Origin of the sequence: Halomonas sp. KO116 (assembly GCF_000734975.2) — a bacterium.
In the GTDB taxonomy this organism is placed as follows: Bacteria; Pseudomonadota; Gammaproteobacteria; order Pseudomonadales; family Halomonadaceae; genus Vreelandella; species Vreelandella glaciei.
Genome location: NZ_CP011052.1, coordinates 372,343 through 394,712, shown reverse-complemented (window position 1 = coordinate 394,712; position 22,370 = coordinate 372,343). Strand labels below are relative to the sequence as shown.

The 22,370-nt window shown below is 54.2% G+C and carries 19 protein-coding genes, 1 tRNA gene and 3 pseudogenes; 11 read left to right on the top strand and 12 right to left on the bottom strand.

Going from position 1 to position 22,370, the window contains the following annotated elements; translation table 11 throughout:
* Positions 1-18 precede the first annotated feature (18 nt).
* A pseudogene (locus KO116_RS01925) lies at positions 19-1,046 on the top strand (IS110 family transposase).
* 306 nt (positions 1,047-1,352) lie between these two features.
* Here the strand turns inward: KO116_RS01925 and KO116_RS01920 are convergent.
* The 3 genes and pseudogenes from KO116_RS01920 to KO116_RS24430 all read right to left on the bottom strand — a co-directional run.
* A pseudogene (locus tag KO116_RS01920) lies at positions 1,353-1,595 on the bottom strand (IS30 family transposase); the annotation flags it as partial.
* A 615-nt stretch (positions 1,596-2,210) separates the two neighbouring features.
* Positions 2,211-2,564, bottom strand: a complete 354-nt coding sequence (locus KO116_RS01915) for a hypothetical protein (RefSeq protein ID WP_200897123.1) — start codon at positions 2,562-2,564, stop codon at positions 2,211-2,213.
* Positions 2,565-2,672: 108 nt separating this feature from the next.
* A protein-coding gene (locus KO116_RS24430; protein WP_144408548.1) for an IS630 family transposase occupies positions 2,673-3,687 on the bottom strand; the annotation gives its coding sequence in 2 pieces (ribosomal slippage) (positions 2,673-3,290 and positions 3,292-3,687; 1,014 coding nt in all).
* A gap of 50 nt (positions 3,688-3,737) precedes the next feature.
* Between KO116_RS24430 and KO116_RS01900 the strand changes: the two genes are divergently transcribed.
* Entirely contained in the window at positions 3,738-4,136 is a 399-nt protein-coding gene (locus KO116_RS01900; RefSeq protein WP_035555281.1) for a hypothetical protein, read from the top strand.
* 717 nt (positions 4,137-4,853) lie between these two features.
* On the opposite strand, the gene KO116_RS01895 is transcribed toward KO116_RS01900, so the two are convergent.
* Positions 4,854-4,930, bottom strand: a tRNA-Arg gene (locus KO116_RS01895).
* 144 nt (positions 4,931-5,074) lie between these two features.
* Here KO116_RS01895 and KO116_RS01890 point away from each other — a divergent pair.
* Both KO116_RS01890 and KO116_RS01885 read left to right on the top strand, forming a co-directional pair.
* Complete coding sequence (locus tag KO116_RS01890) at positions 5,075-6,070, top strand: TRAP transporter substrate-binding protein (protein ID WP_035555278.1); 996 nt, start codon at positions 5,075-5,077, stop codon at positions 6,068-6,070.
* Positions 6,071-6,273: 203 nt separating this feature from the next.
* Positions 6,274-7,143: a LysR family transcriptional regulator gene (locus KO116_RS01885; protein ID WP_235272475.1), complete on the top strand. Its 870-nt coding sequence runs from the start codon at positions 6,274-6,276 to the stop codon at positions 7,141-7,143.
* A gap of 14 nt (positions 7,144-7,157) precedes the next feature.
* On the opposite strand, the gene KO116_RS01880 is transcribed toward KO116_RS01885, so the two are convergent.
* The gene (locus tag KO116_RS01880; RefSeq protein ID WP_035555271.1) at positions 7,158-8,549 is read right to left on the bottom strand and encodes an FAD-binding oxidoreductase; all 1,392 of its coding nucleotides are present in this window, start codon (positions 8,547-8,549) and stop codon (positions 7,158-7,160) included.
* Between the two features lie 268 nt (positions 8,550-8,817).
* Between KO116_RS01880 and KO116_RS01875 the strand changes: the two genes are divergently transcribed.
* Genes KO116_RS01875 through KO116_RS01865 form a run of 3 tightly spaced genes read left to right on the top strand, consistent with a single transcriptional unit; the run spans position 8,818 to position 11,639 of the window.
* The gene (locus KO116_RS01875) at positions 8,818-9,855 is read left to right on the top strand and encodes a TRAP transporter substrate-binding protein (protein ID WP_035555268.1); all 1,038 of its coding nucleotides are present in this window, start codon (positions 8,818-8,820) and stop codon (positions 9,853-9,855) included.
* Positions 9,856-9,882: 27 nt separating this feature from the next.
* Positions 9,883-10,380, top strand: a complete 498-nt coding sequence (locus tag KO116_RS01870) for a TRAP transporter small permease (protein ID WP_035555317.1) — start codon at positions 9,883-9,885, stop codon at positions 10,378-10,380.
* Positions 10,377-11,639: a TRAP transporter large permease gene (locus KO116_RS01865; protein ID WP_035555264.1), complete on the top strand. Its 1,263-nt coding sequence runs from the start codon at positions 10,377-10,379 to the stop codon at positions 11,637-11,639. The genes KO116_RS01870 and KO116_RS01865 overlap by 4 nt, the downstream gene beginning before the upstream one ends.
* Positions 11,640-11,749: 110 nt before the next feature.
* Here KO116_RS01865 and KO116_RS24425 read toward each other — a convergent pair.
* Positions 11,750-11,896 (bottom strand): annotated as a pseudogene (locus KO116_RS24425) (methyl-accepting chemotaxis protein); the annotation flags it as partial.
* Between the two features lie 402 nt (positions 11,897-12,298).
* Here KO116_RS24425 and KO116_RS01860 point away from each other — a divergent pair.
* Positions 12,299-13,225, top strand: a complete 927-nt coding sequence (locus KO116_RS01860; RefSeq protein WP_035555261.1) for a YihY/virulence factor BrkB family protein — start codon at positions 12,299-12,301, stop codon at positions 13,223-13,225.
* Positions 13,226-13,312: 87 nt separating this feature from the next.
* On the opposite strand, the gene KO116_RS01855 is transcribed toward KO116_RS01860, so the two are convergent.
* On the bottom strand, positions 13,313-14,020 hold the full coding sequence (locus KO116_RS01855) for a GntR family transcriptional regulator (protein WP_045812041.1): 708 nt from the start codon (positions 14,018-14,020) through the stop codon (positions 13,313-13,315).
* Between the two features lie 334 nt (positions 14,021-14,354).
* On the opposite strand from KO116_RS01855, the gene KO116_RS01850 reads away from it, so the two are divergent.
* From KO116_RS01850 to KO116_RS01840, 3 genes are all read left to right on the top strand, one after another.
* Positions 14,355-15,119 (top strand): SDR family oxidoreductase, encoded by a 765-nt coding sequence (locus KO116_RS01850; protein WP_035555256.1) that lies wholly within the window; start codon positions 14,355-14,357, stop codon positions 15,117-15,119.
* An 83-nt stretch (positions 15,120-15,202) separates the two neighbouring features.
* Complete coding sequence (locus KO116_RS01845) at positions 15,203-16,195, top strand: TRAP transporter substrate-binding protein (RefSeq protein WP_035555252.1); 993 nt, start codon at positions 15,203-15,205, stop codon at positions 16,193-16,195.
* A gap of 81 nt (positions 16,196-16,276) precedes the next feature.
* Complete coding sequence (locus KO116_RS01840; RefSeq protein ID WP_035555247.1) at positions 16,277-18,142, top strand: TRAP transporter large permease; 1,866 nt, start codon at positions 16,277-16,279, stop codon at positions 18,140-18,142.
* Positions 18,143-18,202: 60 nt separating this feature from the next.
* Here KO116_RS01840 and ureG read toward each other — a convergent pair whose 3' ends face one another.
* The 5 genes from ureG to KO116_RS01815 form a co-directional block, all read right to left on the bottom strand.
* Positions 18,203-18,859 (bottom strand): urease accessory protein UreG, encoded by a 657-nt coding sequence (gene ureG, locus KO116_RS01835; protein WP_035555244.1) that lies wholly within the window; start codon positions 18,857-18,859, stop codon positions 18,203-18,205.
* Positions 18,860-18,888: 29 nt separating this feature from the next.
* The gene (locus tag KO116_RS01830) at positions 18,889-19,644 is read right to left on the bottom strand and encodes an urease accessory protein UreF (protein WP_423841385.1); all 756 of its coding nucleotides are present in this window, start codon (positions 19,642-19,644) and stop codon (positions 18,889-18,891) included.
* Complete coding sequence (ureE, locus tag KO116_RS01825; RefSeq protein WP_035555238.1) at positions 19,634-20,149, bottom strand: urease accessory protein UreE; 516 nt, start codon at positions 20,147-20,149, stop codon at positions 19,634-19,636. The genes KO116_RS01830 and ureE overlap by 11 nt, the downstream gene beginning before the upstream one ends.
* A 174-nt stretch (positions 20,150-20,323) precedes the next feature.
* Positions 20,324-22,039 carry an urease subunit alpha gene (gene ureC / locus KO116_RS01820; RefSeq protein WP_035555235.1) on the bottom strand — a complete coding sequence of 572 codons (1,716 nt, stop codon included), beginning with the start codon at positions 22,037-22,039 and terminating at the stop codon, positions 20,324-20,326.
* Positions 22,036-22,356: an urease subunit beta gene (locus KO116_RS01815; protein WP_035555232.1), complete on the bottom strand. Its 321-nt coding sequence runs from the start codon at positions 22,354-22,356 to the stop codon at positions 22,036-22,038. Before KO116_RS01815 ends, ureC begins: the two co-directional genes overlap by 4 nt.
* Positions 22,357-22,370: the final 14 nt, after the last annotated feature.

The following is a 22,370-nucleotide window of genomic DNA, read 5'->3' as shown; positions in this document are numbered from 1 at the left end:
GGCTGAGGAGCGCATCCCATGAGCATTTCACGCGTTGGTGTCGATATTGCCAAGTCCGTCTTTCATGTCCACGGCGTCGATCGCCATGATCAGGTTCAATGGCGCGGCAAGTACCAGCGTGACAAGTGGCTGGATGCCATCGTCAAGCGCGTCCCCGCGGGCGCCGAGATCGGCATGGAAGCGTGTGCCTCCGCCCATCATTGGGCACGCGTGCTGCAGGCGCGCGGTTACCACGTCAAGCTGATCGCCGCCCAGTTCGTGAAGCCCTACGTCAAGAGTAACAAGAACGATCGCGTGGATGCCGAAGCGATCTGCGAGGCCATGAACCGGCCTCACATGCGCTTCGTCGCCGTCAAGACGGTCGCCCAGCAGGATGTTCAGGCGGCACGCAGTGAACTGGTTCAGCAGCGTACCGCCAAGGCCAACCAGATTCGTGGCCTGATCGGCGAGTACGGGCTGGTGGCGCCCACCGGCATTGGCCAGCTGCGCGCGGCCTTGCCACGCTGGCTGGAGGATGCCGAGAACGGCTTGACCGACGACTTTCGTGTCTTGTTGCCGAGTCTCGCCGAGGATCTTCGCCACCTTGATGACCGCATCGTCACGGTGACAGAACGCATTGAGCGCCACGCCCAGACTGACCCCGTCGCCAGGCGCCTGATGACCCTACGCGGCGTCGGCATATTGACCGCCAGTGCATTGACCGGCGCCCTGGGCGATGCTCAAGCCTTCAAACGCGGCCGCGATTTTGCCGCCTCGCTGGGGCTGACACCGCGACAACACAGTACCGGCGGGCGCGACCGCCAGCTGGGCATCAGCAAGCGCGGCGACTGTTATCTGCGCACCTTGCTGGTTCATGGGGCTCGCACGGCACTGCGATGGAGCGAAGGCCGGGAGGACAACCTCAGCCACTGGGTCAGGCACTGGCCCAACGCAAGCACGCCAATGTCGTGGTCATCACGCTGGCCAACAAGACGGCTCGCCTCGCCTGGGCGATCACACGCCACGACAAGGCCTATGACCCCGACCTGGCATCGCAGGCGGCGTAGCACCGGAAACCTGAGGCACCCCACCATCAACGATTGCTGAGCATGCTGCTAGATGGCGAACAGGTCGAACCGACGTCAGAAAACCCCTGTGGATCGCTGAGCCATAGAGCTCGTGTAAGCGAATGGGAGCTGACGTGCGAATAGCCCATTAGGATCCGATGCCGTTGGCATCTTTCATAAGACCGGATATACGTGTGCAGTCGTACCTACCGCCTATCGTGCCTCATGCTGGCAAACGGGGAGTCCATATACGATCCGAGGATCACTCATACAGGGCGGTCTCCAACTTCAAGTGCAACACTCGGTTTAATGAATGCCTAGTGGCGCTTCCTGAGTACGTTTGATCAGATCCATAAATACTTCCAAGGGTGGCCTAAAGCCTAACCGCTTTCGAGGCCGCGTGTTGAGCTGGAAGGCGATAGAGTCCAACTCCTCCTGACTGAACACCGATAGGTCGGTTCCCTTGGGCATGTACTGTCGCAGCAGGCCATTGGTGTTCTCGTTAATGGTTCGCTGCCAAGGACTGTGGGGATCCGCAAATCGAATAGACTGCCTGCAGCTTAGGTGATGCAAAAGGCTAAACAGGACATTTTGCACTGGTGGCAGTATCTCGATGCCAGTACGGTCTGTCAGCAATTTCGTGATGAAGCTGCAGTTGCACTGCCGCTTGCAACGCCAACGATTGAAGGCGAATCAGTAACTTGCGGAATGGATGGGAGTGCGCTGACAAGCCTGTGCCACACCTTGTGTCAGGTAACAGCTAAAGGTCATTAGATTGATAACAGGTATTAGCTCAAATGTTGGCGAGCTTGGCACACTGATGACACAGATTTGACACACGCAAAAATAAGGGCCTACGCGTTAACGTAAGCCCTTGAAATTATGGCGCGGCCTGGCAGGAGCATAAAAACCCATATAAATAATTGATTTTAAAAAAATAAATATAAATAAGAAAAATACAATATACCACTAAGTATACCAGCACCCCCACCTTCAACCTGCGAATAGCGCATGCTGAAAACATCAATCACTGGTAATTCTGTTTGTGGCGCATATGAGCTGCTTGTCTTCAGAAGCTGTCTTTCAGACAGTACTGATTAAGCCCGAGTGTGATCAGCTTGAGGTACAACGGACAACCAGCCAACTACATTCACTTATTGACTGCTAAGCTAATTGTGAAGTTGAAAATATAATTTGCTCCGCCACAAAGCGAATCAGTGGAACTTCTTTAACTAGCTTTTGATCATCTCTAAACGGAGTATACTTAGTTTTTTCGGACTCTTTCCTATGCACGATGGCATTTCTAGTTTTATATATCCTGCCAGCTAAATGTTTGAAACATAGCTCTTTTTCATCAGACTCAAAATTCACTGTTATACCACCAGAAAATGAAACTGAGTTGGTTCTATAGTATTCTAACAGACTCTCATCGTAGTCTTTAATTTTATCTACAAGCTCATCCAAATCAACAAACTTAATAAGCGACAACCTAAGACCTTCTTGTTCACTAAATGTCATGCTCTCATCGCGCATCTTAATTGACTTACCAATATCTTTAATGAGAGAAGATATGTCTTTCTTTCTCTTATATGAAAACTCTGGATGTGTAATGGCCCCTCTAAGTACCTATACAAAAGAAATCCGATATTCTCTGCCATAGCCTGACAACACCTTCTGCACATGTTGTCTCAGGGACTGAAAGCTTTCATAAGCCGTTAGTGGCAACCACTCATACTTTACCTTGCGCCAGAGAATCTCGATTAGGTTCAATTCTGGCGAATAGGAGGAAAGGTAGATCACATAAACCCGCTGATTCAGCCACTCCTGTCGCTTGCGTTGAAACAGGGCCGAGCGATGAACACTGGCGTTGTCCATCACCACAATGGCAAAGGTATCCGGCGATTTGCAGGTAATAAAGTGATCAAAGGCTTCGATAACAACCTCGGTGGTGACGGTGTCTGTTGTCGAATGGTAAATCAGCTTGCCTTGGCGACTCAGGAAGCCCAGTACATTCAAACGCTGACTGCGTGAGTAAGCGGGCATCTTTCGAGGAGATCCGACGGGACTCCAAGCGTAAGGCAAGACCGACGACTGGGAAAAGCCAGACTCATCGAAGTAGTACAGGTCAGCTTCGCCTCGCGCTTCCCAGCGCTGAAGCTCGGCCAGTAGGCCTTGGGTATTACGAAAGTCCGTCTCGTCACGCCGATCCTTAAGAGATCGCCGAGCGCGTTTGAAGCTATACCCCAGTTTTTTTTAATGCTCGCTTGATCGTCATGGTGCTCGAACATTTTCCCGTTTCCTGCTGGAGTTGTGCCTGGATCGCTTTCAGCTGGTGAGGCTGTTCTTCTATAAGCGCCCGTAACCGTTCTCTCTCCTCGTCGCTGTAGATAGAAGGACGACCAGTACGAGGCTTATCACTGAGTCCTTCGAGTCCCTGTGCTTCCCAAGCATCGAACCAGAGCGAGACCGTCTCTCGTGTGACAGACAGGATGTTGCAAATCTGGTTGATAGTGTGTCCTTGATGGCTCAACACGATGGCATGGGCACGGCGACGCAAGGCAGGCTTTTTTCCATACGTATGGGTGGTCATGAGCGCCTGAAGGTCGGTGTCGGACAGAGGTAGTACAAAGCGGAATGTCATGCTCATCGTCCTGGTTCAATTGTCAGAATTATAAGCATAGCGGAAAATTTGTGTTCGGCTACTTACCATTGCGGGCAAACTTGTTTTTAGCGGACTGTTTTGCATTTGAGTCGTTTATCAACGACGCTAAATTAAAAGAAAACGAAAGGCTTAAGCTGTTAGATCTACTCTTGGCATCGCTCTATATTTCTGGCCACCAAGATATCCGCATTTCTGGAGGTAAAGACAATTTCAGTCTACATTATGGTGCTTGGGAGCTCTTATATTCTAATGAAGGGAAATGTATTCGGGATAGGACGTTAGCTTCTGAAGATTTTGAGTTCGAGTCGTTGAGAGAAATATATGGAAGGTTTTCAAATGAGGTTGTTTCTGAAGCCGAAAGTTTCTTGCGAAAGAGAAAAGACGTATATGCAGCAATTTCTTTGTCCTTCCCAGACAGGGCCAAATAACAAGACAATGCACGCGACAAGCGCGTGATTGCGGCATTATATCAGAGACGCCTAAAAGGCAGCTTTTGGCCGATAGCTGAAGTTTTCAGATCTACCCAACACCAAACGTGCAGGAAACTGGTAAGGTGTAAATATTGGCTGATTATTGCTTACCAAAGCTTTGGCATAACGGCTGCTCAATTTCCAACTGCGACGGCGTACTCCTGATACCTGTACATTGCATCTTGCCATGCAGTGACAGGAAAGTCATCGTGATAAACAGCTGGTTCGCCAACTGGTGAGTCAGCGCCAGACATACCTGCCACTGAAAAAGCCAATCAATCCAAATCGGATCAACTGCCTGCCGCTCAGGTAATACAAAAGGCTAAACAGGACATTTTGCACTGGTGGCAATATCTCGATGCCAGTACGATCTGTCAGCAATTTCGTGATGAAGCTGCCGTAGCACTGCCGCTTGCCACGCCAACGTCTTCTCTGGATGGAATTTTTAACAGCGCATTACTTCAACGCCAACGATTAAAGGCGAATCAGCAACTTGCGGAATGGATGGGAGTGCGCTGACAAGCCTGTGCCACACTTTGTGTCAGGTAACAGCTAAAGGTCATTAGATGGGTAACAGGTATTAGCTCAAATGTTGACGAGCTTGGCACACTGATGACACAGATTTGACACACGCAAAAAAAAGGGCCTACGCGTTAACGTAAGCCCTTGAAATTATGGCGCGCCCGGCAGGATTTGAACCTGCGACCCTCGGCTTCGGAGGCCGATACTCTATCCAACTGAGCTACGGGCGCTTGTGGGTGCGTATCGTAACTGTGCAGGGGGGCTGTGTCCAGCCGTATGGTGCTTGAATACCTTTGGTCAATTGACCGTTTTCCCTGGTGTGGTGCATGCTTTGGGAGCACTTTTGAACCTTTGTCCCTTGGGAACACAATAATATGAAAACATTTGTACGTAGCACGCTGGCACTAGGCATCTCACTGGCGCTGGTAAGCGCCGCGAACGCTGCTGATTTTGCTGATATGGATCCGGTCACTCTGCGCCTGGCCCACGTGGTCAATGAACAGGATGGTTTCCACATTGCCGCCACCAAATTTGAAGAGCTGGTAGAAGAGCGCACCGACGGCAAGGTAGATATCGAGATCTACCCCAACGCCACCTTGGGTGACGAACGCACGCTGCTGGAAGGCATGCAGATCGGCACCGTGGATATGGGGGTGATCACCAACGGGCCGGTGGCCAATTTTGTCGAGGAGATGGCGGTATTTGAGCTGCCGTTCCTGTTCCCCTCCCCGGAAGCCGCTTATGAAGTGCTAGATGGCCCGATTGGCCAGGAGCTGCTCGACAAGCTTTCTGAGGTGAACCTGAAAGGCATGGCCTACGCCGAGCGCGGTTTCCGCAACCTAACCAACAGCGAGCGGGTGGTTAATTCGCCGGAAGACCTGGACGGCCTGCGCATCCGCGTGATGGAAAACCCGGTCTACACCGACACCTTCCGCGAGCTGGGCGCCAACGCGATTCCCATGGCGTGGACTGAAGCGCTTACCGCCATGCAGCAGGGCACTATCGATGGTCAGGAGAATCCGGTGAACGTGATTCACTCGTTCAATCTGGATGAAACCCAGAACTACATGACCCTCTCCCGCCACACCTACGCCCCGGCAATTTTTGTCATGGGTATGCCCGCCTGGAACCAACTGCCTGAAAATGCCCAGGAAGTGTTGCTAGCGGCGGCACAGGAAGCAGCGGAGCATGAGCGCCAAGTGAACGCAGAGATGGAAGCCGAACAGCTGCAGGCCCTGCGCGATGCGGGCATGGAGGTCAACGACTCGCCCGACATGGAGGCCTTCCAAACCGCCGTCGCGCCGGTGTATGAGAAGTACGGCGAGCAGTTCGGTGATTACCTGCCGCGCATCCAGGAAGCGCTCAAGTAATTCGCTTCCCATCGAGGCAAGCCCGACATTAGATAAAGTGCTTTTACAGCAATGGCTGAGGGCTGTTCCCACTCCGGAACGGCCCTTCCAACCAAGAGACACGCCTGATGGCTGACACCACCCATACAAAGCTGGCGAACAGGCTCAATAAGATCAATCTCAATTTACTATTGGTTTTTCACACGCTGTATTGGAAAAGGAGTTTGACGCTCACCGCACAAGCGCTTTGTCTGACGCAGCCGGCCGTCAGCCACTCGCTGAAAAAGCTGCGCCTGTTAATGGACGACCCGCTGTTCATCAAGACGTTGGACGGCATGCAGCCGACCCCGCTTGCCCGGCAGATGGATGCCGCCGTAGCCAAGGGGCTGTTCTACCTTGATCAGGCTGTTCACAGTAATAACGAGTTTTCGCCTGCCACATCAAAGCGGGAGTTTCGGGTCAGTTTGGTGGACTATGTCAGCCAACAGCTGCAACCCAAGCTTATCCAGCACTGCTTGGAACACGCACCAGACTTGTGTTTCAACATGCTCTCCACGCGCATCGCAAGCGTAGAGGGCGCCCAACAAGTCCTTCAAGAGCACGATATTGACCTGGCGGTGGTGCAGTTCGAAACCTTGCCGCCCACCTCTCATCATGAGTACCTGTTTGACGATGTGATTGGCTGTGTGGGTGATGCGACCTTTCATGGTGAGAGTAGCGCCATTACCCTTGAGGCTTTTTTAAACTCCCCCCAGGTCGCTTTGTCGCATCGTGAAGACAGCCCGCTGTTAATTAATGAAAAACTGCGGGAGTTGGGGTTAGAGCGGAAAATCGTCGCCAAGACGCCCTACATCAATCCGCTGCAGGAAATATTGGTGTCCACAGCACTGCTTTGCGTGGTGACAGAGAGCGCGGCCAGGGTCATTTGCCGCAACAATAGCTTGAAGTTCTACGCTCTGCCCCTGGTCGTACCGGCGTTCAAAGTCTGCCTGTGCTGGGATGAAAGAAAGGATCACGATCCTGGCATACACTGGTTGCGGCAACTAACCCGGGAGCTGATGACACCAGCCCCCTCCGCACTGGGCGACCCTTAATCAAACCGCCAAACTCACTCCACCGCCACGACTTTGCCACGATTCAACAACAGCTTGGGATCCAGAGCGACTTTCATGCGCTTCATTAACGCGATCTCCTCGCTGGAGCGGGAAATACTTAGGTAGTCGCGCTTTTCGAGACCAATGCCGTGTTCGGCAGAGATCGAGCCGCCGTACTCTTTCAGGGGCGAGTAAACCAACTGCTCAACTTGGCGGCGGCTTTGCGAGCTATCGTCGCGCACCGTGATCATGATGTGCAGGTTGCCATCGCCAAGATGGCCGAACACGATCATTTTACCTGTTTGCGGAAACTGCGCCTTGAGGTCTTGTTCCAGGGTATCAACGTACGCATCCATATGGGGAATCGGCAGGCTGATATCATAGGAGAACATCGGCTTCAGTTGGTGCACCAGCACTTCGATATCCTCTCGGATCGCCCAGATGCCCTGGCGCTGGGCACCGGAACTGGCTAGCACGGCATCGGTGATCAAGCCGTCTTCCATCGCCTTTTGCAGAATCTCAGAGAAATGCTCCGCATCCTGGGCGTCATCTAGCCCCAGGGTTTCGATGATCGCGTAGAAAGGCGAGTCGTCGGCCAACGGGGGCGCGTGCTTGCCGCTCTCGGTAGTGACCAGCTTGTAGTGGCTATTCCACAACGCCTCGAAGGCGCTAAGGCTATTGGCGAGCTCTTGGGAGAGCCTGCGTAATAGCTGAGTCAGGGCATCGAAGGAGGGCACCGCGACCAGCGCGGTTTGTTCGCTGGGCATATGTGGCTGCAGCCGGAGTACTGCGCGGGTGACGATACCCAGCGTGCCTTCGCTACCGATAAATAGCTGTTTGAGGTCGTAGCCAGCGTTGTTTTTGAGCATTTTGTTCAGCGAGCTGACCACGGTGCCGTCGCTGAGTACGGCTTCCAGCCCCAGCACTTGCTGGCGCATCATGCCGTAGCGAATGACCCGTATGCCACCCGCATTGGTGGCGATATTGCCGCCTATGGTGCACGAGCCCCGGGCGCCAAGATCGAGCGGAAACTGCATATCGATCTCCGCCGCGGCTTCCTGCACACGCTGGAGCGTCACCCCGGCCTGAACCTGAATCGTAGAGCCTACCAGGTCAACCTCTTCGATCTGGTTCATCAGTTCAAGAGAAACCACCAGCTCCTCGGGGCTGGCTTCCCCACCGTGCACAATGCCGGTCATGCCGCCATGGGTCACCACGAGCTGGTCGGCCTGGTAGCATAAGGCCATCACCCGGCTGAGCTGTTCGGTATTGCGGGGCCTTACAATAGCCTTGGCACGACAGGGCGCCCCGGTAAACCAGTCGACGCTACGCTGCGAGACATCTTCACCGAGCAGCACGCCTTCTGGGCCGACTACCGCTACTAGGTCGTTAAGCAACTTATCCATTGGTTATTCCTGTTTTAGCTGGCGTTGCCATGGGTAGCAAGACTTAGCCACCGACTAGGCCTTACAATTACCTTCCAAGGCATTTAATCAATCGTAATGTTTGCAGGCTAGCGCTAACCATCACCACTCTCAAGCCCTAGATCTATAAAGATTTTTTGGATTATTATCGCGAATAGTGGAATGAAAATAAGTAATTTGCCCTGTTAGTTCGATGTGATATAGATGAAGCCCAATAAGATAATAAGAACAGCCACCACTAGGAGATAATGTGAATCACAACGCCCGCTTCACCGCTCACGCCGCATCCTGTAATACAAGTAAATTCAAACAGTTAAACTTGACATTACTATGCGCTGGCCTGCTTGGTTTACCGCTCATGGTTCACGCAGAGGAAATAACCCCTACCAACCTGCGCTTAGCGACCGTGGTAAATACAGAAGATACTTACCATATCGCCGCCGAGCGCTTTCAGCAGTTAGTCAGCGAACAGACCGACGGCGCGGTCTCCGTTGAGATCTTCCCCAACGCCTCTCTAGGGGACGAGCGCACCATTCTGGAAGGTATGCAGATCGGCACTGTCGATATGGGCGTGATCACCAACGGGCCGGTGGCCAACTTCGTTGATGAGTTCTCGGTGTTTGAACTGCCGTTCCTCTTTCCAAGCGCCGAATCCGCTTACGCCGTGCTGGATGGTGAGATCGGCCAGGAAATACTGGGCAAGTTAGAGGATGTGAACCTTAAAGGGCTGGCATTTGCTGAGCGCGGCTTTCGCAATATCACCAATAGTCAGAACGCGATCAATGCGCCAGAAGATCTCGAAGGCTTGACACTGCGCGTCATCGAGAACGAGGTCTATGTAGATACGTTCCGGGAACTCGGCGCCAATGCCGTGCCCATGGCGTGGACAGAAGCGCTGACCGCCCTACAGCAAGGCACGATTGATGGTCAGGAAAACCCGGTTAACGCCATCCATGCCTTTAACCTGGCGGAAACCCAGGACTACCTCACCATGACTCGGCACATCTACGCGCCAGCGATTTTCATTATGAGCTTACCCGCCTGGAACGGCCTTCAAGAGGAGGTTCAGGAGATCGTACTCGATGCCGCCAGCGAAGCTTCTAGCTATGCCAGAGAACAAAATGCCATCATGGAAGCCGAGCAGTTAGCCGAACTGGCTGAGGCCGGCATGGAAATTAATGAGTCGCCCGATATCGCCGCCTTTCAGGAAGCCGTTACCCCGGTGTATGAGAAGTACGGTGATCAGTTCGGCGACTATCTGCAACGCATCCAGGAGGAAGTGAAGTAAGTGCCCACTCACACGCATCCATTGGTAATGTTGCTACAGCGTACTGAACGCTTTCTGGACGCCATTCTACAGCCCGTGGTCTTTGCGGCCATGGCGGCGCTGATTGGGGTGATTACCCTGCAGATTGTTTCGCGGGTGCTGTTTACCGCCGTGGGCTGGACTGAAGAGGTCGCCCGCTTTCTACTGGTGTGGATCACCTTCTTAGCCGGCACCTTGGCGTTTCAGCGCGGGCGACACATTGCCGTGACCTTTGTGGTGGATGCCCTGCCCGGCCGCCTGCGCCAAATCGCCCGGCTTGCCGCCCTGCTGATTGTTTTGGCGTTTATGATCACGCTGATCGTGATCGGCTACCGCTATATGCAGGTACAGAGCTTTCAGAAATCCGCCTCGCTGCGGCTTTCGATGACTTACGTCTACGCGGTGATGCCGATCTGTGCAGCGATTATGGCCTGGTACGCGCTGGTCGATATCATCGAGCTGCTGATTAACGGTGAAACCTCCCAACCCCAGGAGGAGTCGCTATGACGCTGCTGCTGTTTGGGCTGTTCTTCCTGTTTATGCTGTTGGGCGTGCCGATCGCCTTTGCGATTGGCGCCAGCACGCTCTATGCGCTCTATCAATCCGGTGTGCCGCTGATGGTGGTCACTCAGCAGATGTTCCAGGGCATCAACTCCTTTGCTCTGGTCGCTATCCCGATGTTTATCCTCGCCGGGGACTTGATGGCCCAAGGCAAGGTGAGCGAAAAGCTGGTTAGCTTTGCCGATTCGTTGGTCGGCTTTATGCGCGGCGGGCTATCGGTGGTCTCGGTGATGGCGGGCATGTTCTTTGCGGCAATCTCTGGCTCAGGCGCGGCGACTACCGCGGCAGTGGGTTCGAGCCTGGTGCCGGAGCTTAAGCGCAAAGGTTATGACCCGGCCTCAGCAGCCAGCTTGATTGCCGCCAGTGGCACCATCGGGGTGGTGATTCCGCCCTCGGTGCCGATGATCATCTACGCGGTGATCGCCCAGCAGTCCGTTTCCAAGCTGTTTTTAAACGGCTTTTTACCGGGTTTGGCGATGGGGCTGGGGTTAATGGCCATTGCCATTGCGCAGGCGTATAAGCGCCAGTACCCCAAAGGCACGCCGCTGTCGTTGGTAACCATCTGGACGACCTTTAAAGACGCCAGCTGGGGATTAATGACGCCGGTGATTATTTTGGGGGGGATCTTCTCTGGCATCTTCACCCCTTCAGAGGCGGCGGTAGTGGCGGTGAACTACGCCATGCTGGTGTCGCTGTTTGTGTATCGCGACCTTAATCTGCCCCAGATTTATAAGCTGCTGATCCGTTCGGCGATGACCACCGCGGTGATTATGCTGGTGATTGCCATGTCGGCGGTGCTGAGCTGGACGCTCTCCAGCTGGCAGGTGCCGGGGGCGATTGCCCAGGCCGTGCTGTCGCTCTCTACCAACCCTTACGTGATTATGCTGCTGATCGTGGGGATTATTCTGCTCACTGGGGTGTTTATCGAAACCGCCAGTGCGCTGATTATCCTCACCCCGGTATTGCTCCCGCTGGTGTTGCAACTAGGGATTGATCCGATCCACTTTGGTTTGATTATCGTCGTGGGGCTCTCTATTGGCATGATTACCCCGCCGGTGGCGATCAACCTCTATGTGGCCTCCTCAATCACCCAGCTACCGCTGGAGCGTATTACCCGCGCGATCATTCCTTACCTGCTGGGGCTGATCGGGGTGCTGCTGTTAGTGGTTTACGTGCCGATTATGTTGGGCTGGTCTGGCAATTAACCACACTGTCTAAGCATCGCTCATTAGAACGAAACGGGGCTTGCCATTGGCAAACCCCGTTTCATTTCACACCTGTTAAAGGTGCTGCTACCAAAAGAATTGGCAGTGAGATCACCGGCGCTGCGCACCAGCTTCGCGCCCGATTCAGTGTGCTGAACGGACGTATCGATAAGCGCACGAATCTCTTTGGAAGCTTCGCTCGAACGACTGGCCAGAATCCTAACTTCTTGTGCCACCACGGCAAAGCCACGGCCATGCAGAAGGGTTTAGCGTATAGACTAAGTATATGTCGACTTAAAGTGTGTCAACTTTAACCACTTTTGGGTTGTTTTTGCTTTATAGGCAGCTATTTAGCTAAATAACTAACGATACATAACCTAGGTTAAGGTAAAAACACACTAATCCATTCATGGTGGGGGAGTGGTGGCCAGGGATGGCCCGTTTTAGCAAGACGCTAACACATGTTCTTCGGTTGCCTTGATCTTTCTACCGCCTGATCAGGGCGACCTTTTTATTGCTAATGTCTTTTTTCCCTTCTCTTAATAACCTCGTTATCGACTCTCGATCTGACATTTCCTGACGTCCTTGTGATTTGCGCTTGTTACTTGCTATCGCCAGCAGCGTATCATGGCGCTAGTACACAAGGAGTATGGCAAGCCATGATTCGTAATTCCTCTCTGTTTAACGCGGCCTTGCTCCTGCTTCCTCAGTTGGCTCATTTTTCCTGGCGCGTACTTCGTAATTTTCTGAAAAACCACGGCATTCTGCTGGCAGGCGGGGTGGGCTACAATATTTTGCTCTCCATCGTGCCGTTATTTGCTGTACTGGTGGTGCTGTTAACTCAAGTCGTTGATCAGCAGCATCTTCTCAATGTGCTCGCTATCCAGGCCCGGCATATGGCGCCTGCCCATGCCGAGGTATTGCTTGAGGCTGTGCGTAGCCTGCTCGATTCGCGCGATGTCATCGGCATTCTGAGTTTTCCCGTTCTATTACTGTTCAGCTCCTTTGCCTTTCGCATGCTGGAAGACGCCTTGGCGATCATTTTTGATGCGCCGGAGAGCCCGCACATCAAGCGCCGTGTCTGGGTGTCAGTGATGTTGCCTTATGCCTTTATGGTGGTGCTGGGGGCGGGCTTGATGGTGCTGACACTAGTGGTCACCCTGGCCAGTTCACTCAATACGTTGGTCTTTTTATTATTCGAGCGCGAGCTGCCGTTGGCGAGCTTTTCAGAACCCGTGCTGAACCTAGCCAGTTTCATTGGGGTTTTCCTGCTCTTTAGCGCTATTTATAAAGTGCTGCCGGTGGTACGTATCGCCTTACGCCGTGCGGTAGTGGGTGGTTTTGTGGCAGCGCTACTCTGGGAAGGCGTACGGCTGTTACTGGTCTACTATTTTGCCAATCTATCGTTCGTAAACGCTGTTTACGGCTCGCTGGCAACACTGGTGATCGTGCTGATTAGTTTGGAAGTAGGCGCCATTATTTTACTGCTGGGCGCCCAGGTGATCGCCGAATTGGAACGCAACTCGCGCCTTGGTCTGGCTTGGCATCTCGACCCTAGCCGACAGCCTATTACACGGGTTGAATGAGCAACCTGGGCGTGGCTGAGGCTCTCTGCGCTTGCTTGGCGCTATGGTAAAAATACAAGCCAAACGACGTGGCAAAAAGCCCTAAAATCAAAAGGGCTTGATATTAACATCAAGATAAGAAGGGGCAAGATCCCGCTCAAGCGGCACGAACATCTCTTCCATAAAATCCATCAGCAAATGCGTCGCCTTTAATGCCTTAGGAGTGTCACGCTCAATGATCGCATCGAGCATATCCACATGCATCTGGATATTTTCCTGCACGGTGCGCTCACTACCCAGGTGGCTCTGATAAAGATACCCCAGCCGCCGAAACGTCGTGTGAAGTGGCCGCAATGTCCGTTCTACAAAGGGTTCGTCGGCAGCCTCCAACAGTAATTGATCCATTCGCTTGTCGAGCTCATTGAAGGGGCGAATATCACTGCCTGACTTTAATTCTCGAAGCATGCGGGCTAGTTGGTTCAGCTGACTTCTTACCAAACCACTGGCGTTATCAATGGCCAGTTCAACGACAAAACTCTCAATATCGCGCCGAATTCTTAACAACCGGCGTTCGCGATGCAAGTCAATGGGCGTAATCTTGACCCCGCGCCCAGCGCGTACTTCCAAAAGGGTGTCGTCCGAAAGCTTGCGAATCGCTTCAAGCACCGGGGTGCGGCCCAGCGATACCCGCTCCTGCAAGTCGGCCATTGTCATGGTCTCACCGGGTTTGAGCTCCATGTGAGCGATTAATGACTCAATTCTCTCGTAAGCCTGTTCTCCTTGGGACATCCCGTAAGACGATGTTTTAGTGACCATTATTTTGTAATCCCGATAAATTAGTGCCTTATTAGACATAAGTATCATGGTATATCAAGGTATATACCAATATATTTCTAATCAGAACACATGTGATGGATACGTCAATAACGCTTAAGTAGCGCATCACTTGATTCTTTATTTAATGTTTTCTTAAAAAATAAGTTTTCAATAACGGTGGAAGCAGACTCTTGTGACTAACATATCTTTAACGCGGCTTACTTTTAGCTTTCACCGCAACGTTAATAACCTTCAAAAAACGCTTAATTCACTCTAGAAAGTAGCTAAACCCTAAAATTCTTTTCACACAACAATGATACAAGAGGTGAGAAAGATGACCTTGTTCGATCTAACAGGCCGCACGGCACTTATTACCGGATCATCGGGTGGGCTGGGGCTCGCAATGGCCCGCGGATTGGCTCAGTCGGGCGCTCAAATCATTATTCATGGTCGTAATCGCGACAAACTCGAAGCAGCGCGTGATGCCCTTTCCGAGGAAGGGCATAGCGTATTGACCACATCGTTCGATATTACCGACGAAGCTGCCATTGAGCAGGCGCTGGCAGCGCTTGATGCCGATGGCGTTACTATCGACATCCTGGTCAATAACGCTGGCATGCAGCTTCGCCGCCCGTTGGTCGAGCTCGAACGCGACCAGTGGGACACCGTGATCAACACGAATCTGACCAGCACCTTCCTGCTGGGTCGCAACGTTGCCCGTCAAATGATTGCGCGCGGCAAGGGCGGCAAAATCATCAATATCGGCTCTCTGATGAGCTCAGTCGCACGACCAACCGTGGGTGCTTATACGGCCTCCAAGGGCGGCGTGCGTCTGTTGACCCAATCCATGGCAGCGGAGTGGGCTGAACATAACATCCAGACCAACGCCATCGGCCCTGGCTACATGATCACGGAAATGACCCAGCCATTGGTCGATGATCCGAAATTCAATGACTGGATCGTTGGCCGCACCCCTTCCAAACGCTGGGGAGTTCCCGAAGATCTTGTTGGGACGGTGGTCTACCTGGCATCCCCGGCGTCGAGCTACGTAAATGGTCAGATCATTTACGTCGATGGCGGCATGCTGGCCGTTCTTTAACGGCAATTTAAAACCCGAGAAAGATAACCACACCGGTATGACCGGATGAACGACCTATATAACAACATACAAGGACTAGGCTCATGCAAATCAAACACGCTTTAACCACAACACCCGCTGTGCTGACGGCATTGGCGCTCGCCATCAGCAGCACGTCCGTTCTAGCAGCAGATTACAATGCCAAGCTCTCGCTAGATGTGCCGGAAGGCAATACCAAGTATGTAGCGGCGCAGCAGTTTGCCGATCTGGTGCGTGAACGCACAGACAACAATGTTGATATCCAGCTGTTCGCTAACAGCGTGCTGGGCGGAGAAAGCGAATCTGCCGAAGGTATCCGGTTGGGCTCGGTTCAGATGGGCATCATCACCAGCTCTGTACTGACCTCTTGGATTCCCGAGGTTCAAGTGCTCGATTTACCTTATTTGATCGATGGCGAGGAGCAGGCGACAGCGCTCAGCGAACCATTGACCGAAGAACTCTCAGCCAACTTTGAAGAGCAGGGGTTCCATCTGCTCGGCTTCTCCGTCAATGGTATCCGTCAGTTGATGAGCAGTTTCCCGATTGATTCGATTGACGACATCCAGGGCAAGAAGATGCGCGTCATTCAGAGCCCGTTGCACGTCGACGCCTGGCAAGCAGCTGGCGCCAACCCAACGCCAGTTCCCGCACCTGAAATCTATAACTCCATGCAGACAGGGGTTATCGACTTCTTTGATAACACTGCGACTAACTATCTGACCAACCGCTTCTATGAAGTGGCTCCATACTATGTGAAAACCGATCACATCTTCGCCATGGGTACCTGGGTAGTGTCACAGAACTGGTGGGAGCGTCTGCCTGACGACTACCAGGAGGTGATCACTGAAGCAGCACTGGAGGTTCAGGCAGAGCTACCCGCAATGCGTAAGAGTGACGACCAGGCGGCATTGGATGAAACCGTTGCCGACGGTGCGACGATCATCGAAATCGAAGACAAAGGGCCATGGCAAGAAGCTATGAAGCCGATCCGCGACGAATATGTTGAAAAAATCCCGAATGGCGAAGCACTTGTTTCGCTGATCGAAAACGCGGAATAACAACCCTGTCGGCCCCACCGCTATGGTGGGGCCGAGTGTTTGTTGCGTCTTCACTGGCGCCGCCCTTCTGGAGCGTATCGGATGTCTGCCTACCGTTTTTCCCTTGCAACCTCATCATTGGGCATCGGCCGCGCCGCCACCGGGCTGGAAAGCCTGGTGCGTTTCCTCGTCTTTGGTATTTTGCTGGCCATGACCCTGGCGGTGCTCGCCGGTGTCGTTTCTCGCTATGTTTTCAACGACTCTTTTTCGTGGACCGAAGAGTTCGCGATATGGTGCTTTACCTGGTTAATCTTTCTCGGCGCGGCATTAGGGGTACGCCAACAGCGCCATGTTGCTGGTGACTTCCTGCCTAAGGATCTGCCAGCCTGGCTCACCGGTGTACTGGGCTTCACCCAGAATCTTATCCTTTCGCTGACACTGATCATGATGCTGTTCGGCGGCTACCAACTAGCCGACATGGTGGGTGGCACCAGCGCCAGCTTACAATGGCCTACGGCTATCAAGTACGCCGTCATTCCCATTTCCGGTGTCATCGCGCTGGTTTTCCTGCTCGCCCGCGACGCTGACAATACAGGTATTCTGATCCGCAACTTGGCGGCGATTGTCATCGCTGGCTTGATCTATGCAGGGCTGGATCAAGGCCTATTGGGGCCCTTACAGGGCGTCTCACCAAGCCTGATCATGCTGGTGGTTTTCTTTCTGGCACTCGGGGTTGGGGTACCGGTATCTTTTTCGTTGATGTTCGGGGTATTTCTGGCCAGTTCGGCCTCGTTTATTCTACCGGCGCCAGCGGTGGTTCAGAACATGGTCACCGGCTCGACTAAGTTCATCCTGCTAGCGATTCCCTTCTTTCTATCTACCGGTTACCTACTTAACCTGGGTGGGCTTTCGACTCGCTTAATTGATTTCGCCACAAGCCTGGTCGGCCACCTGCGCGGCGGCTTGGCCCACGTCAACATCCTCAACAGCCTGATGGTTGGTGGTATCTCAGGCTCTTCGAGTGCCGATGCGGCCAGCAGCACCAAAATCCTGGTGCCTGAGATGGTCAAACGCGGCTACTCGCCAGCGTTCTCCTGCGCAGTCACCGCCTCATCAGCTATTCTGCCCAACGTGGTACCTCCAGCCATCGCTATGCTGGTCTACGCCTCGGTCGCCAACGTTTCTATCGCCCGTTTGTTTATGGCCGGTATCGTGCCTGCACTGATGGCCGCCGGTGCGTTGATGCTGGTGGCTTATTGGATCTCCGTGCGACGTCAGTACCAGACAGCTACCGCGCGTGCGCCAATGGCCACAATCTGGCATACCTTCGTGCGGGCACTACCGGTGTTGGTGATCACCGTTGGAGTACTGGGCGGGATCCGCTTCGGGGTTATTACCGCCACCGAAGCGGGCGTTGTGGCGTTGCTCTGGACGTTCGTGCTTGGCAAACTGGTATTCAAAGCGTACGACTGGAAGCAGTTTTACCGCTCCTTCGTTGAGTGCGGCACCGACGCCGCGCTGGTCGGTTTTTTGATCGCGGCCTCGGTACCGTTCGCATGGATATTGATTGCTGAGCAGGTACCCCAGGAAATAGTCGGCTGGGCAGGCACGGCGGCCGACAGTCAGTTCGGCTTGTTCATCATCCTTTTAGTAGTGCTTGCCGTTGCCGGCATGTTTCTCGACCTGACGCCTGCGATGCTGATCATCGCTCCCCTGTTTTTACCGATGATGACCAATGCCGGCGTCGACCCGGTGCAATTGGGGATCGTGATGATTATTACCTTACAGCTAGGGGGGATATCCCCACCCGTGGGGTTGTTGGTATTTATCACATCGCAGATCGCCAAGGTATCGCCTTCCGCCGTGTTCCGTGCGGCGGTACCTTTCATCGCTGCGACCATGGTGATCGTCCTGCTCCTGTGCATGTTCCCCGCACTCACCATTGGCCTGTGGAACCTATTGGAATAATAAGCCGCTAAACCACAAAGGCCGCCATACATTTGGCGGCCTTTGTGCATCGCGGACTTACTAAATTGCCCCTGTACTCACGGCAGCCGCTTTATCAGCCTGCGGGCGCCGCTCATCCAGCATCCCTTTGTCGAGAATAAAGCGGATGATCTCCTCAAGCCCTACCCCGTCATAAAGATTGGTAAACACGAAGGGGCGTTCGCCGCGCATTTTCTTCGAGTCGCGTTCCATCACTTCTAGCGAAGCGTGAACATACTCGGCGATATCGATTTTATTAATGATCAGCAGGTCTGACTTGGTAATGCCCGGCCCGCCCTTGCGGGGAATCTTGTCGCCTGCGGATACGTCGATCACATAGAGCGTCAGGTCGGAAAGCTCGGGGCTGAAGGTGGCCGAGAGGTTGTCACCGCCCGACTCGACCATCACCAGCTCCAGCTTCGGGTGACGCGCCTGCAGCTCATCGATGGCGGCCAGGTTCATCGAGGCATCTTCACGAATCGCGGTATGCGGGCACCCCCCGGTCTCAACCCCTAGAATACGATCCGCCGGTAGGGCATCGTGCTTGAGCAAAAAGTCGGCGTCTTCGCGGGTGTAGATATCGTTAGTGACTACGGCGATATCGTAGTAATCACGCAGCGCTAAACAGAGTTGCTTGAGCAGTGCAGTTTTGCCGGAACCAACCGGGCCACCCACACCAACGCGTAAACAGTGAGTCATTGTTCTCTCCTCGTTAACTTCTAGGTCATCTAACTTCGAAACAGGCGCGAATATTGGGTTTCGTGCAAGGCGCTAGCCAGTGCCAGGCCGGGCAGCACCGGGCCCAGCTCTTCATCATCCAGCGTAAGCGCCTGATTAACGGCATTAACTAGCGCGGGGCGCAGTTGTTCAATTACTCGCTGGGCAGCGGTGTGGCCAAGTGGCAAGGCTTTACAGGCCACCGCCAGTTGGTTCTCCATCCACGCCCAGGCAAACCCCAGCAGCGTTTGGCGAACAGACACGCCACGGACGTGGGCCGTGTAGGCAAACAGCGTTACATAACCTGCTTGGGGCGGAAGCAAGGGTGGGAGCAATCCCTCACTTTGCAACTGCTGCTCTCTCGGCAACAAGTTCAAGCTGCCCAGTAGGCGTTTTAGCGAGGCGCCCAGCCTGCTATCTTCGGCGGCGAGCTCGGCGGTTTCCCGGGTAGCAGCCAGCCACTCATCCCACGCGGCAATTGATTTACGACCTTCTGCCATGTCCGCCTGGCCAAACGCCTGACCAAACGCATCATGCAACCGCGCCAGCACTGGCAGTTCGCAGCGGGTTAAGCCATCTTCCAGCACACCGTTTAGCCACTCGGCGAGGCTGGCTTCATCGCGCACCCAGTCCAGCTCAAAGGCGCTTTCCAGACCTTGGGAAAAGGCAAAGGCGCCGATGGGCAACGCTGGGCTCACCAACTGCATCAGCCCTAGCAGCGCTAGCTCATCACTTTGGCTTTCTAGCGTAGTGAGTTCAGTGGGCATGGTGGTGCTCATGCGAGTGGTCATGATCGTGGTCGTGTGAATGACCATGTGAATGTCCGCCACCTACTTGGTTATAAGCACCCGGCTCCGGGTCGAACGTTGCGTTGTGGTGCTCTAGTTCGGCACCTAACAGCTCGGCGAGCTCTTCCAACACGTGATCCGGCGGAAAGCGCACCCAGCCGCCCTTTTCATCTTCACCCAGCGCCAGCTGTACGTGGCGATTGCCAAGATGGTAGGCCAGCCGTGCCAGCGGTAAGCCAGCACTCACTCGCGCGGTAACCACCGGTTCTACCGCTGCGCAGACACGCACCACTTCGCCGCTTTCGGCTTTTAGACCTTCGCCGCTGCGCAGCACCGGGCCGCGATCCAGAAACAGACCCAGTTCGCGGCCGCTATCGCTTTGGGCTTTTAAGCGCCCGCGAATACGTAGCTCAAAGGGTAGCGTGAGCGTATCGCTCGCTGCGCTTTCCTCTATCGGCCCTAAGCGTTCTATGAGTTTAAGCATTGGTATCATCCTGTTCAGAACCTGCAGTTAAGCACCCAGTAGCCGAGCCGGGGGTAGGTCGTAGTGAGGGTCTTTTGCCATGGATGGCAAAAGTAGCGTACAGGGATGTATTTACAGCGCCCTCACGTAGACCTACCCCCGGCACTGCACTTGCTGGCGGTCATAGTGCGCTATTCAAAATAAATGATAACGCTGAGCCAGCGGCAGTTCGGTGGCGGGCTCGCAGGTTAAAATTTCGCCATCGCAGCGCACTTCGTAGGTTTGCGGGTCGACGGTTAATTCTGGGCAGGCATCGTTTAGCTTCATATCCTTTTTGCGCACTTGGCGCACGTTTTTGCACGCCGCCAGTTCGCTATTTAGCCCCAGTTTCTCTTTGATGCCCGCATCCAGCGCGGCCTGGCTGACAAAGCTGAGCCGGGTTTGGCTCGCCGCACGGCCGAAAGCACCAAACATATAGCGGTAGTGCACCGGCTGGGGCGTGGGAATCGAAGCATTGGGGTCGCCCATAGGCGCGGCCGCAATCATGCCACCTTTGATCATCATCGCCGGTTTTACGCCGAAGAAGGCCGGTTTCCACAGCACTAGATCCGCCAGCTTACCAACTTCTATCGAACCCACTTCATGAGCGATCCCGTGGGTGATTGCCGGGTTAATGGTGTACTTGGCGATATAGCGCTTAGCGCGAAAGTTATCGGCACCCATCGCTTCGTCTTCCGGCAACAGGCCGCGCTGCACCTTCATTTTATGCGCGGTTTGCCAAGTACGGCAGACCACTTCACCTACCCGCCCCATGGCTTGGGAGTCTGAAGCGATCATCGAGATCACGCCCAGGTCATGCAGAATATCTTCTGCGGCGATGGTTTCGCGGCGAATGCGCGAGTCGGCGAAGGCCACGTCTTCGGGAATATTGGGGTCGAGGTGGTGACACACCATCAGCATATCGAGGTGTTCGTCGATAGTATTGACCGTGTAAGGCCGTGTCGGATTGGTGGACGACGGCAATACGTAGGCTTTCGAGCAGGCAGTGAGGATATCCGGCGCGTGGCCGCCGCCCGCACCTTCGGTGTGGTAGGTGTGAATGCAGCGCTCTTTGAACGCGGCCAGGGTGTCTTCCACAAAGCCTGATTCATTTAGCGTGTCGGTATGGATCGCCACCTGCACATCGTAGGCATCGGCTACGTTGAGGCAATTATTGTTCGAGGCGGGCGTGGTGCCCCAGTCTTCGTGCAACTTGAGACCCATGGCGCCCGCTTTGAGCTGGAGCTCCAGGGATTCGGGCAGGCTGGCGTTGCCCTTGCCCAGAAAGCCGATATTCATCGGCATATCGTCCACCGCCTGGAGCATTTTGCCGATATGCCAGGGGCCTGGCGTGCAGGTGGTGGCGTTGGTGCCGGTGGCTGGGCCGGTGCCGCCGCCGAGCATGGTGGTCACGCCGCTCATCAGCGCTTCTTCGACCTGCTGGGGGCAAATAAAGTGGATATGAGAGTCGATGCCGCCGGCAGTGAGGATCTTACCTTCGCCGGAGATGATTTCGGTGCCGGGGCCAATCACGATCTCCACATCGGGCTGTACGTCTGGGTTGCCCGCCTTGCCAATCACGGCGATGCGACCGTTCTGAATGCCCACGTCGGCTTTAACGATACCCCACCAATCGAGAATCAGTGCGTTGGTAATCACCGTATCCATCACCGTGTCGTCGGCGCGCTGGCTTTGGCCCATGCCGTCGCGAATGACCTTGCCACCGCCGAACTTCACTTCATCGCCGTAATGGGTGGCGTCTTGTTCGACTTCGATCCACAGCTCGGTATCGCCCAGGCGAACGCGGTCGCCCACCGTGGGGCCGTACATATCGGCATAGGCTTGTCGGCTGATCTTGTTGGTCGGCTTCATTGTTTATCCCCCTCTAGCGCGCCCATCACATCACCGCGGAAGCCGTAAATTTCGCGCTTGCCAACAAATGGAATCAACGTGACTTCGCGGGTCTGGCCGGGCTCAAAGCGAATCGCCGTGCCTGCGGCCACATCCAGGCGAAAGCCTCGGGTTTTGTCGCGATCAAACACCAGCGCAGGATTGGCTTCGGCAAAGTGGTAGTGGGAGCCAATCTGGATCGGCCGATCGCCGGTATTGGCCACCTCGACACTAATCCGCTCACGCCCCGCGCACAGCTCGATTTCACCTTCTTTTAACTTGTACTCACCGGGAATCATTTGGTTGCTCCTTT

Bases quoted from the DNA above. Each gene is read 5' to 3' on its own strand.
- KO116_RS01915 (WP_200897123.1), bottom strand. From the start codon at position 2,564: ATGACATTTAGTGAACAAGAAGGTCTTAGGTTGTCGCTTATTAAGTTT.
- KO116_RS01890 (WP_035555278.1), top strand. From the start codon at position 5,075: ATGAAAACATTTGTACGTAGCACGCTGGCACTAGGCATCTCACTGGCG.
- KO116_RS01880 (WP_035555271.1), bottom strand. From the start codon at position 8,549: ATGGATAAGTTGCTTAACGACCTAGTAGCGGTAGTCGGCCCAGAAGGC.
- KO116_RS01870 (WP_035555317.1), top strand. From the start codon at position 9,883: ATGTTGCTACAGCGTACTGAACGCTTTCTGGACGCCATTCTACAGCCC.
- KO116_RS01865 (WP_035555264.1), top strand. From the start codon at position 10,377: ATGACGCTGCTGCTGTTTGGGCTGTTCTTCCTGTTTATGCTGTTGGGC.
- KO116_RS01860 (WP_035555261.1), top strand. From the start codon at position 12,299: ATGATTCGTAATTCCTCTCTGTTTAACGCGGCCTTGCTCCTGCTTCCT.
- KO116_RS01855 (WP_045812041.1), bottom strand. From the start codon at position 14,020: ATGGTCACTAAAACATCGTCTTACGGGATGTCCCAAGGAGAACAGGCT.
- KO116_RS01850 (WP_035555256.1), top strand. From the start codon at position 14,355: ATGACCTTGTTCGATCTAACAGGCCGCACGGCACTTATTACCGGATCA.
- KO116_RS01845 (WP_035555252.1), top strand. From the start codon at position 15,203: ATGCAAATCAAACACGCTTTAACCACAACACCCGCTGTGCTGACGGCA.
- KO116_RS01840 (WP_035555247.1), top strand. From the start codon at position 16,277: ATGTCTGCCTACCGTTTTTCCCTTGCAACCTCATCATTGGGCATCGGC.
- ureG (WP_035555244.1), bottom strand. From the start codon at position 18,859: ATGACTCACTGTTTACGCGTTGGTGTGGGTGGCCCGGTTGGTTCCGGC.
- KO116_RS01830 (WP_423841385.1), bottom strand. From the start codon at position 19,644: ATGCCCACTGAACTCACTACGCTAGAAAGCCAAAGTGATGAGCTAGCG.
- ureE (WP_035555238.1), bottom strand. From the start codon at position 20,149: ATGCTTAAACTCATAGAACGCTTAGGGCCGATAGAGGAAAGCGCAGCG.
- ureC (WP_035555235.1), bottom strand. From the start codon at position 22,039: ATGAAGCCGACCAACAAGATCAGCCGACAAGCCTATGCCGATATGTAC.
- KO116_RS01815 (WP_035555232.1), bottom strand. From the start codon at position 22,356: ATGATTCCCGGTGAGTACAAGTTAAAAGAAGGTGAAATCGAGCTGTGC.